At 47.9% G+C, this 13,305-nt stretch carries 14 protein-coding genes and 1 tRNA gene; 6 read left to right on the top strand and 9 right to left on the bottom strand.

The annotated features are described in order from the left end of the window. The first annotated feature begins 220 nt into the window (after window positions 1–220). Entirely contained in the window at window positions 221–466 is a 246-nt protein-coding gene (locus L2713_RS06060) for an HP1242/YdcH family protein (RefSeq protein ID WP_208662060.1), read from the top strand. Here the strand turns inward: L2713_RS06060 and L2713_RS06055 are convergent. Continuing rightward, the gene (locus tag L2713_RS06055; protein WP_248967289.1) at window positions 439–3,531 is read right to left on the bottom strand and encodes an efflux RND transporter permease subunit; all 3,093 of its coding nucleotides are present in this window, start codon (window positions 3,529–3,531) and stop codon (window positions 439–441) included. The two genes, L2713_RS06060 and L2713_RS06055, sit on opposite strands and share 28 nt — an antisense overlap. A 2-nt stretch (window positions 3,532–3,533) precedes the next feature. Then, complete coding sequence (locus tag L2713_RS06050) at window positions 3,534–4,655, bottom strand: efflux RND transporter periplasmic adaptor subunit (protein WP_248967288.1); 1,122 nt, start codon at window positions 4,653–4,655, stop codon at window positions 3,534–3,536. Between the two features lie 137 nt (window positions 4,656–4,792). Between L2713_RS06050 and L2713_RS06045 the strand changes: the two genes are divergently transcribed. Both L2713_RS06045 and L2713_RS06040 read left to right on the top strand, forming a co-directional pair. After that, complete coding sequence (locus L2713_RS06045; protein WP_011625666.1) at window positions 4,793–5,413, top strand: TetR/AcrR family transcriptional regulator; 621 nt, start codon at window positions 4,793–4,795, stop codon at window positions 5,411–5,413. 178 nt (window positions 5,414–5,591) lie between these two features. Further along, complete coding sequence (locus L2713_RS06040) at window positions 5,592–6,473, top strand: DUF6268 family outer membrane beta-barrel protein (RefSeq protein ID WP_248967287.1); 882 nt, start codon at window positions 5,592–5,594, stop codon at window positions 6,471–6,473. On the opposite strand, the gene L2713_RS06035 is transcribed toward L2713_RS06040, so the two are convergent. From L2713_RS06035 to L2713_RS06020, 4 genes are all read right to left on the bottom strand, one after another. Next, on the bottom strand, window positions 6,474–7,034 hold the full coding sequence (locus L2713_RS06035; RefSeq protein WP_248967286.1) for a chalcone isomerase family protein: 561 nt from the start codon (window positions 7,032–7,034) through the stop codon (window positions 6,474–6,476). Window positions 7,035–7,279: 245 nt separating this feature from the next. Further along, the gene (locus L2713_RS06030; RefSeq protein WP_248967285.1) at window positions 7,280–7,759 is read right to left on the bottom strand and encodes a DUF2947 domain-containing protein; all 480 of its coding nucleotides are present in this window, start codon (window positions 7,757–7,759) and stop codon (window positions 7,280–7,282) included. A 121-nt stretch (window positions 7,760–7,880) separates the two neighbouring features. After that, a tRNA-Arg gene (locus tag L2713_RS06025) sits at window positions 7,881–7,956 on the bottom strand. Between the two features lie 55 nt (window positions 7,957–8,011). Continuing rightward, entirely contained in the window at window positions 8,012–9,178 is a 1,167-nt protein-coding gene (locus L2713_RS06020) for a flagellar assembly protein FlgT (RefSeq protein WP_109286356.1), read from the bottom strand. Between the two features lie 239 nt (window positions 9,179–9,417). Here L2713_RS06020 and L2713_RS06015 point away from each other — a divergent pair, with 239 nt between their 5' ends. Both L2713_RS06015 and L2713_RS06010 read left to right on the top strand, forming a co-directional pair. After that, complete coding sequence (locus L2713_RS06015) at window positions 9,418–10,050, top strand: FlgO family outer membrane protein (RefSeq protein WP_248967284.1); 633 nt, start codon at window positions 9,418–9,420, stop codon at window positions 10,048–10,050. After that, window positions 10,047–10,496: an LPP20 family lipoprotein gene (locus L2713_RS06010; protein WP_011625672.1), complete on the top strand. Its 450-nt coding sequence runs from the start codon at window positions 10,047–10,049 to the stop codon at window positions 10,494–10,496. The genes L2713_RS06015 and L2713_RS06010 overlap by 4 nt, the downstream gene beginning before the upstream one ends. A 124-nt stretch (window positions 10,497–10,620) precedes the next feature. On the opposite strand, the gene L2713_RS06005 is transcribed toward L2713_RS06010, so the two are convergent. From L2713_RS06005 to flgA, 3 genes are all read right to left on the bottom strand, one after another. After that, on the bottom strand, window positions 10,621–11,046 hold the full coding sequence (locus L2713_RS06005; protein ID WP_248967283.1) for a flagella synthesis protein FlgN: 426 nt from the start codon (window positions 11,044–11,046) through the stop codon (window positions 10,621–10,623). A gap of 2 nt (window positions 11,047–11,048) precedes the next feature. Then, window positions 11,049–11,375, bottom strand: a complete 327-nt coding sequence (gene flgM / locus L2713_RS06000) for a flagellar biosynthesis anti-sigma factor FlgM (protein WP_011622043.1) — start codon at window positions 11,373–11,375, stop codon at window positions 11,049–11,051. Between the two features lie 75 nt (window positions 11,376–11,450). Next, the gene (gene flgA, locus L2713_RS05995) at window positions 11,451–12,158 is read right to left on the bottom strand and encodes a flagellar basal body P-ring formation chaperone FlgA (protein ID WP_011716392.1); all 708 of its coding nucleotides are present in this window, start codon (window positions 12,156–12,158) and stop codon (window positions 11,451–11,453) included. Window positions 12,159–12,360: 202 nt separating this feature from the next. Between flgA and L2713_RS05990 the strand changes: the two genes are divergently transcribed. After that, on the top strand, window positions 12,361–13,281 hold the full coding sequence (locus L2713_RS05990) for a chemotaxis protein CheV (RefSeq protein ID WP_011716393.1): 921 nt from the start codon (window positions 12,361–12,363) through the stop codon (window positions 13,279–13,281). Window positions 13,282–13,305: the final 24 nt, after the last annotated feature.

Below are 13,305 nucleotides of genomic sequence, written 5' to 3'. Positions count from 1 at the left end.
CGAACTTTTACGTTGTGGTCTTGATATGGGTCTAAGATTTTCTATTATTTATAAATAGTTCGCTCACAGATACCAGTGTAGACCAGTCTTTACTTTAGTCGATAGGAATATACATTTGAGTGGTAGGAAGAGTGGCGTAAGGCGATCGTTGAGGGACTAAACGGAAGTATCCCTATGGTTTACTGCGATTGAGTTGATACCAGAAACAAGGAGTGACACTATGCTAGGCGAAAATCATGCATTGGTTTATGAGTTCCCAGATTTTGTCGAACATATTCAAAAGCTTAAAACGAGTAATGCCGTTTTTGCCACTATGGCGGAGCGCTACCATGAGCTAGACCATAAAATCCGCGCTCTTGAATTAACTAAAGTGCCCACCGATGATGAGCACTTTGTTGCCTTAAAATTAGAACGACTCCATCTTAAAGATAAGTTATATCAATACCTTGTGCATGATGCGATTTGAGACGATAACGCCAGTGTCGGAGCCGTACGGCGCGTTTTCATCAGTAACAGATACATGGTTGGCACCCAGACGAGTGACAGCAACGTCGTGAGTAAGGTCCCGCCCGCAATAGCGATGGCAAAGGGAGGCCAGAAGCCACCACCCGCAATAATCAGCGGAATAAATCCGCCGACCGTGGTGATAGTGGTCGAACTGATATGACGACCGCAGCTGCTGACCGTGGTGATGATCACCTCTTTATCACCTGCTCGGGCATTGTCGGTATCTTCAAGCTCAGCCAAAATCACAATCGCCGCGTTGATCGCAAGCCCCATTAGGCCGAGTAGGGCGATGATGACTGGAAAGCCAAAGGGATAACCAAACACATACACCGCAAGCAACCCAAGCCCCGCCGACTGTAATGCGCTCAGTAAAATAATCGCTGTAAGCCTAAAGGAGTTAAAGGACAGGACGACCGTGGCCAGCAGCAGGGTGACGACCAAAATCAGATTGGATAATAGATTACCTACCGCCTCATTACGTTTAGCACTTTCACCGCCGATTTCTATTCGATAGCCCGCAGGGAGCGAAATCGCCGCGACTTTATCTTTCACATCGTTTAACACTTGAGCGGGCAATACGCCGCTGACGATATAGGCTTCAATCGTGTTGACGCGTTGGCCATTACGCCTAGGGATCGCCCCGCGACTGACTTGCACCTCATTGTGGGACAGCGCAGACAAAGGCACGGCTGTGCCTGAGGGGGTGACGAGCTGAATTTCTGAGAGGCGACTGGCTTGCTCGCGGCTGGTGTCGCCCAAACGGACTCGAATAGGCAAAGACTCGGTCTGTTCGAGCACACTGCCGCCGATAACGCCCGTCGTCGCCATTTGAACTTGTCTGGCGATATCAGTCAGGGTTAAGCCACTGATCAAACTCGCATCTTCGTTCACCTGCAACCACACCTTAGGAGCGCCGGCGCTCAACGTCGCGCGGGTATGAAGCACATCGGGCGTGGCGGCTAAGATATTGCGCACTTCATCGCCGAGTGAGCGTAAGGTTTCAAGGTTAGGGCCAAATATCATTAACTCGACCGGCGCATTAAAGGGCGGGCCTTGCTCAAGTTTACGCACTAACACCTGCGCTTCGGGAAAGGCCTTATCTAAGGTTTGCTGCAGCTCAGGGATGAGGGCGTTGGCGCGCTCAAAGTCACTGGCTTTCACCATGGCCTGAGCATAGTTGGTGGCTCCCTGTTGGCGCTGAGTCAAGTTGTAATAAAACGAAGGGGTATTGCCACCCACAACCCAATCGACTTGGGTGATGCCCTCGATTTGATGCAATTGCTTATCCATCAACTGCACTTGGTTTAAGGTGTTTTCGAGGCTGACATGGGGCGCGAGATACAGCTCAATTTGGAACATATTCCGATCCGACGGCGGGAAAAACTGCTCAGTCATTTTGCCGGAAGCATAAAACCCTAGCAGGGGAATTATCCCGATAAAGGTCGCGCTCAGTAGTGGGCGATTTAACGCAAATCTTAGGCTTGCTTGAAAGTAACCACTTACTAAAGGCACACTGATGCCATGTTGATACCAGACAGGATGTTTACCTTCGAGGCTAAAGCGTCCCGCAAGGCCCGCGATCAAAGTATGGGAAATCACATAGGAACCCAGCAGGGCAAACATCACCGACATTGCTATGCCACCGACAAACTCCCCCGCCGCACCCGGCATCAGCACGATAGGGGCGAAGGCTAAAATGGTGGTGATGGTTGACCCGGCCAAGGGCAGCCAGAGGTGATGTAAGGTCTCAGTTACCGCGCTTAAGCGACTCATCCCCTGTTGGCGGCGCTGGGCGATGGCATCGACGATAACAATAGCATTGTCCACCATGATCCCAAGGGCGACGACTAGGCCTGTGACCGACATTTGATGAATGGGTAGGCCGATGTATTTCATACAGGCCAAAGTGAAGAGGGCGGTCAGGGGGAGTGACAGGGCAACGATAATCGCGTTTCTTAAGCCTAAGGTCAGCAGTAAGACCGCCAGAATAATCACAAACCCTTGTAATAGGTTGACGATCAATCCGCCGAGACGTTCGCTGGTGTAGCTGTTCTGCTCAAACAGCCATTGCACTTTGATATTGGCCGGCAGCTCCTGATTGAACTCATCGACCAAGTGTTTGACTTGCCCTTGCCAGATATCGACGCGGGTATTGTTGAGCATGCGCGCAGCAACAAACACGCCCTGCTCGCCATCGACGAGGGCGATGCTGTCAGCGGGGGTTTTAGGTTGGCGACTGATGTGGGCGATGTCTCCCAAACGAATAATTTGTCCCTGCGCATCCACTTTGAGTGGCACTTGGCGAATACGGCTTTGGGAATCGAGCTCACCCGAGACTTCGACGAGGGCGCGAAAGTGATTGTTATTAATCTCGCCCGCGGCAATTTTACTGTCGGCGCTGCTTAAGATTTTCGCTATGGTTCCCGGCGTTAATTGCAATTGGCTCATCTTATAGCCATCGAGCTGGACTAGGATTTCCTCCTCGGGCGCGCCGTAGAGTTTAACGAAGTCGGTGCCGGATAAGAGCCTGAGCCTGCTCTGTAATTCCTTGGCGTAGCGGTTGAGCATATCCACCCGCGGTTGACTGCTATCGTTCCACACTAGGCTTAAAATGGCGGTGTAGGCGTAGCCGACTTGATCGTCTAAGGTCGGTGTTTGTATGCCATCGGGGAGGGAGTTTCTCGCATCAGCTAATAGATCCCGCGCCCTAGACCAGACGGGATCTGTGTCAGTGACGGTATCTTTAAGCTCCAACTGGATCACCGAAATACCGGGTCTTGAGGTGGATTGAATAAGTTTAATTTCCTCAAGGCGACGTAATTGATTCTCTAATACTTCGGTGACAAGCGCCTCGACCCGCTCGGCGGAGGCGCCGGGATAAGGGGTGATGACAGATGCAAATCGGTTGGTGATGTGTGGATCTTCGGTGCGTGGCAAACTGGAGATAGCGCCAAATCCCGCGACCAGCAGCAGGGCGATCACTAGGCTGACTAAGCGACCATTTTCGACGAAGGCTTTAATCATGATTACCTCGTCGATGCGATGGAAGAAACGGCTTGGCCCACCACTAACTTATGTAAGCCTTGAGTCACATACTGTTCGTCGGTCTTAATCGCGCCTTGAATGTAGGCCATATCTTGAGTGGTGTAGAGGATATCGACATCGCGACGCTCTATCTGAGTTGAAATGCTATCGGTTGTTGATTGTGACGGCGGCGTGGTTACATAGATATTCCAGCGGCCGCGGATCCCATCGATAAGTGCCGATACAGGCACCCAATAGCCCGCTTGCTCGACGGTTTGTTGTTGATGCAAATAGGCGATTTCACCGTTGATCACATTGGCATGTTCCGGCAGGCTGATCCTTAGCTGAAGAGTGCGACTAATGGGGTTTACCTCGGCACTGATCCCGGCAATCTTGGCGGTAAATTGCTGATTATGCACGCTCACTGTCACATTCTGCCCATTGACGAATTGCTGGGCGACCGCGACCGGAACACCGATATAGGCTTCGGTATTCACACTGCCGACTAAGGTAAATACAGGGCTGCCTGCGGCGACCACTTCCCCTAGATTGTGTTGCCGTTGGCTGATGATGCCATCGAAGGGCGCAAGTAGCTGTGATTTATCGCGTTTTAGTTGGTTTGCTCGCTGCGAGGCCAATAATCGGTTTTTGGCGGCTTCGAGACTCGCCAGTTGTGTACGGTTCTCGTCGAGTAACTGTTCTGAGACATAACCCGATTTTTTAAGCTCAAGATTTCGGTTGAGGGTGCTGGTGGCAAGGTCAACATCGGCTTGGGTTTGCGCAAGGCTAGCTTGGATTTCCTGATGCTCGGCATCGAGCAAGCGGGTATCGAGCTTGGCCAATACTTGCCCTTGCGTCACCTTAGCGCCGCTATCGACAGTTAACTCACTGAGCTTACCCGATAATTCGAAGCCGACACCCGTGGTATTGCCAGCGCGGATCGTGCCAGTGAATACTTGCTCACTCTGATAGCTAGAGGACAAGCGCAGTGGCGCCGTCGTCACGGTTTGCAATTGGGTGGCGTTGGCATGCTCTGTCACTTCCTTTTGACAGGCCGTTAAGGTGGAGACGGCAATCACGCAAAGGTAAAATGCACGCCAAGAACGTCGGGCAGCTCGATCCATTTGAATCCTTCCGTTGTAAGCTTAAAGTTAATTTTATGTAACTAGACTTGCTAGTCTAGTTGTGCGGAACTAGACTGTCTAGTCTATTTTATGCTTAACTAATACGAATTAATTATGTTGCTACCTTGAGTGAAGATATGACTCAGTCCTCCGATATTCCGATGAGCCGCAGTGAACAAAAGAAACAGCAAGTGCTGGTGGCGGCCATTGACTTGTTTTGCCGCCAGGGGTTTCCCCATACCAGCATGGATGAAGTGGCGAAACAGGCGGGCGTGTCCAAACAAACGGTGTACTCCCATTACGGCAGTAAAGATGATTTGTTTGTTGCGGCGATTGAATCCAAATGCGTTGGCCACAACTTAAATGCCGACTTACTCAGCGATCCAAGTCAACCCGAAGCCACCCTCACCGAATTTGCTCTGCAATTTGGTGAGATGATTGTTAGCCCTGAGGCGATTACCGTATTTAAAGCCTGTGTGGCGCAATCGGAGAGCCACCCTGAAGTGTCACGATTGTTTTTTGAGGCGGGACCACAGCATATGCTTGCGATGCTGACAAAATATTTAATCGCCGTAGAGGCGCTTGGGTTATATCGCTTTCCACAACCGCATCATTGTGCGGTACGTTTATGTTTGATGTTGTTTGGTGAATTGAAACTCAGGTTAGAGTTGGGGCTTGAAACCGAGCCTTTATTGGGGGAGCGTGAGCAGTATATTCGGGGTTGTGCCGAGATGTTTTTAAAAGCCTACCGAGTGTAACGGCGTTAAGCGGTTGGTATCAGTTTGTATCTTCTTCGAAAAGAGTGAACTTTTGTTTCAAATCGAGCGTATTATTCGCGACAAATTACTCACAGTAACGCAAGGAGCAGGCGTGACTAAATCACTTGATTCTCGAGTCAGCATAAAGCCCAGCCTAATGTATATAGGATTGGGATTAATGCCTTTTTTAAGTTATGCCGTGTCCGCGGCTGAGGCGCGTCAACCAGCGCAATATAAACCATTTAAGCTGAGCGTATCGCAGATTAGTACCCAGAGTGCATCGGTTGCCAATGGCGATACAGAGTTGCAGCGGGACAGCTTATTACTCAACGCCAGTGTCAATATTCCCCTAGATAAACAGTGGTCAATTGGAATGCGTGTCGGTTACGATAGGCTTGATTACGATTGGCGCAATATCCGTTTAACGGGGGCGAATAACGCAGCAGGCCTGTTTAGTGATGCGGGTGAAACCTGGGAAAATATCGACCGTTACCGCGCGGGTCTATCCGTTAGCTACCGGATGGATAAGCATTGGTCCTTTATGTTGTCGCCACAACTTCAATATGCCTATGCCGATACCGCATCGGCTAGCCATGCGCAAAGTTATGGTGTAGTTGCCTCGGCCATGTATGCCTTCGAGTCGGGCAATATGCTCGGTTTTGGCGTTGCGTATTTAAACGATATCGATGAAGTGCGCACTATGCCTTATCTGGCGGTGAGTTGGCAGATTAATGATCGTTGGCGGTTAGCTAACCCCTTCCAAGCGGGATTTAGTGGCCCTGCGGGTTTGGAGCTGAGTTATCAAGTGAGCCCTGCATGGAATGTTGGCTTTGGTAATTCACGTCGCACCGAGCGATTTTTAGTCGCCGATAAGGATACCGTGGTAGAGACTAACGAGTGGGTGAGTTATCTGCGTGCCGGTTGGCAAGCTACGCCGGCTATTGCGCTGAATCTTTACGCGGGTTACTACTTCAATGGTGAGTTGGAAGTCACCCATCAAGTGGCGCTCGATATGGATAACCAAGGCGCTGCCGCCTTGGATCTCGAGTTCCGATTTTAATTACTGGCCCAGCATGGCCTCTTTGAGGCTCTTCTGGGCTGGTTTTTCCCCTAGCCAAATTTTGAGTAAGGCCTGGCGGAACATTTCCCCTTCAATCGTGGCTTGTTCTTGACCATTTTTATAGGCGGTCACGCCACGGCTTTTGTTGGCCACCAAGGTGAATTGGTCGCCTTCTTTGATTTCATCCTTAAATAGCGCCATAAAGGCGTCAATTTGTGGCTGAATGTCGGTCGTATTATCGGCGGTCGCGTGCTCAAAACCTTCGGTTATCGCATCACGCATTTTCTCGGACGTAATCATTCCTGACGTAATATTGAGGCGAATCGCCGCAACCGGGGCATTGATCACCTCGGTCATGGTTTTGCTCGGGGTGGGGACATACAGACTACCCACATACAAATCCATAAAGAATTTGCTGCGAACACCAACGCCATTCAATTGCAGCGCCTGAGCGTCGAGCGTGATGCTGTCGGCGACTTGGACACCAGAGACTTCTATAGCTTGGGTGAATAGTGGAAAAAGCAAAGCGGTAGTTAGCGTCAGGGTTGAGAGTAACTTCATCATACACCTCATATTTTTTAGTTATGGTCGTTGAGCGTATCCATGGGATTAACGGCTCAAACGAAGATTAATCTGTTGATTGCCAAGCGATACTAATCGAAACCAAAGAGGAGCGATAGCCTAATCTGTGCAAGCTATCGCTTAGGAGGTAAATCAAGTTGTGCTGCTTTCTTTTGAGGGGCAGCTTAAGAAAGCAAAAGGTCGGAATTAATGGTTGGAGCCATTCGACTTATTGGCAGACCTGGTTAGCCACGAACACCTAATTTGTATTGGCCATTTTGTTCAAACATCACCGCTTGTTTTTGTTTAGGGGAGATCAGAATTGGGCCATCATCGAAAAACAGAAAGCACTTCCAGTTGCGGACAAAGACATCCCAACGAGTCTCAATCACTTGATATTTTTCGTAGCAAAAATAGACCTGAGTATCGTCTGGCCACTGGATAAACTCGGCTAACATCTCGGGTAGGCTATTATCTTCACTGTCCCACGCACTCTGCCAATGATCCGTTTTGACCCATGCGTTGGCTTTAGCGGCCCAATCCCCTTTAGTAAACTGTTCGGCGCGGCTACTTTTATTGCTAATCCACTGATTCCAAACCAGCATGGCGCTTTTGTCTGTCAGCGGCAGAATGCCAGTCTTGTCATCATCGCTCACAGGCAAGTCTTTATGGTTAAAAATCCACTTTCGGCGATAGGTATCTAAAGGTATATAGGTATGAGCCAAAAAAGCTGTCCTCGGTATATTACGGATTATTCAGGATGAGTGGGTTACGCGAGGTAAGTATACTTTTTTGAGAAAAATTAGGAAATGAAGCCGTTAAATCTAACTCTAACTTTACACTATCTGGTCTCTCCACAGGGACTCGAACCCCGATCGGCCGCTTAGGAGGCGGCTGCTCTATCCTGTTGAGCTATGAAGAGACGCTAGTGATTATACTGGTTTTATCTTTGATTAAAAGGCTTATGATTTAGTTGGTTAAATCTTAAGCGCGATGTCGTTTATCTGAACATTGTAAGCTGCATTTTGGTCAACTAGGACCGCAGTTGCACTTTCTTCGCTGACTTGTTCGATTTTTACCGTTGCTCGGCTTTTGGTGGCGACGGCACGCATTTCGTTGAGTCTATCGGGCAAGTTTTGTTGTAACACGACCTGGAATTTATCGCCAACTCGAATGCCGTGTTTGCGACCTAAGTTGAGGATAATTCTATCGCCTTGACGGCTGACGACTTGTCCTAATAGTGGTCTGCAATTGAGCGTGTTGTCTATATCTCGAGTTGCTTCTTGCATGATTTGGCTGATATTTCTGCCATAGGATGAACGCCAAAATCGGTCACTATTAGGGGCTATGATGGCCTGTTCTTCAAACTCCCACGGGGCAGAGGTACTGTAGGTTTTGCTCCATACTTCCTCGCCGCTAATGCCGTGATAGAGACTGAGCTTAAATTGGAATTGTCTGAGTGGCGCTTCATCCCACCATCCCATAAAGGTAGATTGCACTGGCTCAGTCGATATATCGATGATTTGTGGCAATAAAATATATTGGCTATCGGTGATTTCACTCAACCAACTGGGGAGTCGATAGCCGCGGATATCGACGAGTTCCTGTGCAATATCAAGCCGCTCTTTGGCATGGATATGGCTAAAACCAGTAGATGAGTAGCCATCAATACTATTACCCAGTTTCTCGGAGATGACTTCTTCAAATCCCGATAATTGTCCGTAGCGTAACTGTGCTCGGTCTTTTATTTGCGCTTGGGGAATTAAGATGGCGGCCTTTAATTGGCCTGCCGGGCATTGCTGGGTTGGGTCATCATTGAGATCGAGCCTGAGGGATACATAGATTTTATTGCCTTGAATACGCTCGCTCACCAATTGAATGCTAATCGCCTGGGCATAACGATTAATCGCAAAGCTGTTTTGCGTTAAGTTGCCGTTAGTAGTTTGCTGTTCGCTGGTGATTTGGATACCGGTACTGAGCGTGGCATAACTCACCGCTTGATTGATGGCTTCTTCACGTGCTTGGGCGATGTTGCCATTGGTGATCACCGCTTCTCCACTGGCCTCGACCCATTCGGCGTTTGCCGGTGCAGCAAATAGCAGTAGGCTGCTGATTATGAGCAAGTTCTTTCTTAGTATGTTCATCAATAAGCCCTTAACTAAAATTGCTGGGATGAGTCAGTTTACTGGCAGTACTTTATGGCTCTAAGCAAATTGTATGCCTGATTTATCGTGGTAAAGGGATAAAGTTATCAATAGATTTGTCGATAATCTGAAGAGTTCATTAAGCGCAATATTTTGACTTGGTCTAATACTTGCTTGCTTTATGGCAAAGATTGCGGCTCCCACTGGGCCACATTGATACTGATGACGAGGTTACTCCTATGCTTAAGCGTGCATTCATTCCTCTGGCACTGTTAGTGCTGGTTGGGTGTGCGACTAAACCCGTGGCACCGCCCAAACCTAGCTTAGCTGACGGCAATGGTTTGCCGCCTACGGCGACAATTAATCATCTAGCGCAGCGCATTGTGACTGAGTTAGTCAAACAGAATGATGCCTTGCGTCCCGACCAACCTATCGTTGTTGCCACGCCTGTGTTAGTGGGGAATTTGAGTAGCACCAATGCGCTGGCGCAGCAGCTCCAGCAAGGGCTGATGACGTCTTTGCATAGCTTTATGTTTAATGTGGTGGATTTGAATTTAGGTGATGGGTTGAGTGTGACGGCTGATGGCGATTTTATTTTGACGCGCGATTGGCAAAAGCTTTCGACCAACTTACCCGTTGACCATATTGTGGTATCGACGATGAGTCCCACGACCAATGGCATGGCAATTAACACTCGGATTGTCACCCTGAGTAATAATCGCGTGGTGTCAGCCTCTCAAACCTATGTGACCCAAAAAGAGTTGAGCAATTACATGCAGCCTTCAGAGCAAGTTATCTCTCAGGATGGGATTTTATACCGCCAGTCGAGCCCTGGTATGAATGAAGTGCGAGTGCTAGGAGATGGAAAATGAAACGCTACCTATTCATTGTTGCGGCGCTCCTACTGACAGGGTGTGCTGCCAAAGATAAATATGTTCAGTGGGAAGATGTACCGCCAAGCAGTTTTCCTAAGTTGACGGCCATAGGTTATGCCCCGCTTGCGACTCAACCGGCTAAAGAGCAGTCCCAACGAGTATTGATGGCGATGCAGGCCTCAAAAATTGTAGCTTATCGTGAACTGGCTGAACAAGTGTATGGACAAAAGATCACCGCCAATAGCAGTGTCAGTGATTGGATGTTGACAGATGACAATGTTAAAGCTTCTGTGACTGGGGTGATCCGCGGCGCAAGAGTGGTAAAAAGCTACCCGGCAGGGGATCACTATGTCACCGAGTTGGAGCTTGATTTTGCCAAGGTATGGCAAATTTACCAACAGCAGAGCCGCCCACAAAGAATTAAAGACGTTACCTATTTTTAGCGCTAGGGTAGGTTTTAGCGCTAGTGCTGGGTGACTACTAGTCCTTGCTGTACCAATAAACAAAAGCCGCACTCAGTTTTAGCGCGGCTTTTGTTTGTATCCCGTTTACTTTTTATTGCTCGACTTATGCTTTTAAATCATTACCTAAGCTAGAAAGAGTCGAGGTTCTGCCTTTATCGTTATAAGTCAGAGTAGTCGCGTTTCGGCTCGCCTGTAAGGCTTGGGCAAAGCGGTTTAGACTCGCCAGATTCATCTCGATGAGACTGGCATTTTGAGCGTTAAGATCCTTACATTCGGCAAGGGCCTCTTTTACGACGGCCATTTTATGGGATAGTTCTACTTGCGAGGTGAGTAAGGATTTATCGCTGTGATTGGCCAGTAAGTCATCGTTGGCCTTGAGTTCTTGCAGGCATGTTGATTTTTGCTCCGCAAGCGATAAAAGCAAATCGGCGTTTTGGTCAACCAAAGCGCCTTTTTCCTTAAGAATAATCTGTTTAAGAACAGCCAAATGGGCGTGTTGTTGATCTACCAGTTTAGCTATTTCTGTCATAGTTACTCTTTATTGAGGTCATTCAATTCAGCTTCGAAGCTGGCAATGTTGGCCGCCAACTTTTCGGGATCAATTTTATAGCGACCTTCGGCAATCGCTTGCTTAATTTCAGCGACTTTCTTTTGGTCGACTTCAGGTAGGCTGGCCATTTTGGTTTGAGCTCCTTGTAGCTGTTGAGCTTGAGCCGTAATGACGACTGAGTCACCTTTTTGTTGAGTCGATTTAGCCGCAACCTGAGTCGATTGCTCGCTTTCGCTGCTCTTTTTAGTACTGTTTGAACGGACTTGCGCGGCCGCTCCGGCGTTAAATTTGCTAATATCAATTGCCATTTTAGGCTCCAGCGTCGTGTATACGGGATTTCTTAACTGGGGTATCGGCAGCCCAACGAAAAGCTTTAGCTTATTTTACATTCTAACTTCGACTTCGCCAATGGCTGTGACTATAGCATCTAGTTCCTTGTTTGAGCTGCTATTTTTGACCCTAATTTGGTCACCAATATTACCATCTTGCAGTGCTTCCCCCACGGTTTTTAGCACAAAATTACTGGAACGGACATAAATCGACACTGAATCATTCTTACAGACAAAGCAAAGGTTATTGGCAAAAATGGGAAAATTTTTGGCAACACGGCGTTTAACCCGTACGCCTGAAAGTTGGCTGGTATCGCTAAATTGCATTCCGCGTAAACTATTTTGATCAATATAACGGATTTCAACCTGAGTCGGACTGATTAACTCCCCTGGCGCCAGTGTTTCGCTGGCGACCACCACAGGGAACAAGATATCAACACGTACCGACATAAAAATCTGCCAAGGGTAGGCCAAATCCGGTGTGTCACAGCTGACTTTTACTGTGTTGTTGCGGCTGATTTCCCTATCCGATGCTAGTTCAACTTTTATTGGGGACGCACATTGTGCAGGTAATAGTCGGTTGTCGATAGGTTGGGGTGCGATTTCCACTTTGGCATTCGCCGGCACTGAAATCTTTTCATTAATAAGGGCTTTAGCTAACTCTGATATCGCCGATACGCTAGGTACCTCGGGAGCTGCATTGGCTGCCGAGGTGAGAAATAATGCGATAACACATAAAAAATATACTAAATTTACTTTCATAATGAAGAGACTAGCTTGTAACGCCAGAATGCACCTATACTTTTATCAAACGTGAAACTGTCCTGTGTCGTTAAGGCCAAAATTTCGTGTCAGAAGTTTGACTCAGTTTCAACTATGGTTATGGATAACAAGACGCAAGCAATTAATATGCCTATACTCAAACGAGTTTTAGGGCCGTATATAAACAGAACAAGGCAGAGTTATGTCGAGTATTCTTGATTCAGTCAACAAACGCACCCAACTCGTAGGTCAAAACCGACTAGAACTATTGCTATTTAAGTTGAATGGTCGTCAGCGATTTGGGATTAACGTATTCAAAGTGAAAGAGGTTTTGCAGTGTCCGCCATTAACGGCCTTGCCTAAACTTAACCCCTACGTCAAAGGGGTGGCACATATTCGCGGAACGACTATTTCAGTGATCGATTTAAGTGCCGCAACTGGTGGACGTCCGCTCGCGAGTACCGAAAATTGCTTTATTATCATTTCAGAATATAACCGTAGCGTGCAAGGTTTCTTGGTCAGTTCAGTTGAACGTATCATCAACATGAATTGGGAAGCTATTATGCCGCCACCGCAAGGTGCTGGCCGTTATTCCTATTTGACGGCGGTGACTGAAATTGAAGGCGAGTTAGTCGAAATTCTCGATGTTGAAAAGATTCTTGATGAAATCTCCCCAGTAAAAACCGCGATTAGTGAAGAAGTGAATGAGCAGCTCACTATCGATAGAAGTCAGCATTATCACATTATGGTGATTGATGATTCGGCTGTGGCTCGTAAGCAGATTATTCGCGCGTTGGAATCATTAAACTTACAGATTGATACGGCAAAAGATGGCCGCGAAGCATTGGACAAGTTAAAGGCGATTGCAGGTGAAATGAACAATGTCGCGGAAGAAATCCCATTGATTATTTCCGATATCGAAATGCCTGAAATGGATGGTTATACCTTAACGGCAGAAATCCGCGACGATCCAAAACTTAAGCATATTAAGGTTGTTTTGCATACTTCACTCAGCGGCGTGTTCAACCAGGCCATGGTGCAAAAAGTAGGTGCCAACGACTTTATCGCGAAATTCAATCCCGATGAATTAGCGGCAGCAGTGAACAAGCATTTAAGTTTGTAGTGAAAGTGTGGGTTAGTGCCTAGT

This window comes from Shewanella seohaensis (genome assembly GCF_023283775.1).
GTDB lineage: Bacteria > Pseudomonadota > Gammaproteobacteria > Enterobacterales > Shewanellaceae > Shewanella > Shewanella seohaensis.
The sequence above is the reverse complement of the archived record's forward strand: the minus strand, read 5'-3'. Positions and strand labels throughout refer to the sequence as shown.

Bases quoted from the DNA above. Each gene is read 5' to 3' on its own strand.
- L2713_RS06060 (WP_208662060.1), top strand. From the start codon at position 221: ATGCTAGGCGAAAATCATGCATTGGTTTATGAGTTCCCAGATTTTGTC.
- L2713_RS06055 (WP_248967289.1), bottom strand. From the start codon at position 3,531: ATGATTAAAGCCTTCGTCGAAAATGGTCGCTTAGTCAGCCTAGTGATC.
- L2713_RS06050 (WP_248967288.1), bottom strand. From the start codon at position 4,655: ATGGATCGAGCTGCCCGACGTTCTTGGCGTGCATTTTACCTTTGCGTG.
- L2713_RS06045 (WP_011625666.1), top strand. From the start codon at position 4,793: ATGACTCAGTCCTCCGATATTCCGATGAGCCGCAGTGAACAAAAGAAA.
- L2713_RS06040 (WP_248967287.1), top strand. From the start codon at position 5,592: ATGCCTTTTTTAAGTTATGCCGTGTCCGCGGCTGAGGCGCGTCAACCA.
- L2713_RS06035 (WP_248967286.1), bottom strand. From the start codon at position 7,034: ATGAAGTTACTCTCAACCCTGACGCTAACTACCGCTTTGCTTTTTCCA.
- L2713_RS06020 (WP_109286356.1), bottom strand. From the start codon at position 9,178: ATGAACATACTAAGAAAGAACTTGCTCATAATCAGCAGCCTACTGCTA.
- L2713_RS06015 (WP_248967284.1), top strand. From the start codon at position 9,418: ATGCTTAAGCGTGCATTCATTCCTCTGGCACTGTTAGTGCTGGTTGGG.
- L2713_RS06010 (WP_011625672.1), top strand. From the start codon at position 10,047: ATGAAACGCTACCTATTCATTGTTGCGGCGCTCCTACTGACAGGGTGT.
- L2713_RS06005 (WP_248967283.1), bottom strand. From the start codon at position 11,046: ATGACAGAAATAGCTAAACTGGTAGATCAACAACACGCCCATTTGGCT.
- flgM (WP_011622043.1), bottom strand. From the start codon at position 11,375: ATGGCAATTGATATTAGCAAATTTAACGCCGGAGCGGCCGCGCAAGTC.
- flgA (WP_011716392.1), bottom strand. From the start codon at position 12,158: ATGAAAGTAAATTTAGTATATTTTTTATGTGTTATCGCATTATTTCTC.
- L2713_RS05990 (WP_011716393.1), top strand. From the start codon at position 12,361: ATGTCGAGTATTCTTGATTCAGTCAACAAACGCACCCAACTCGTAGGT.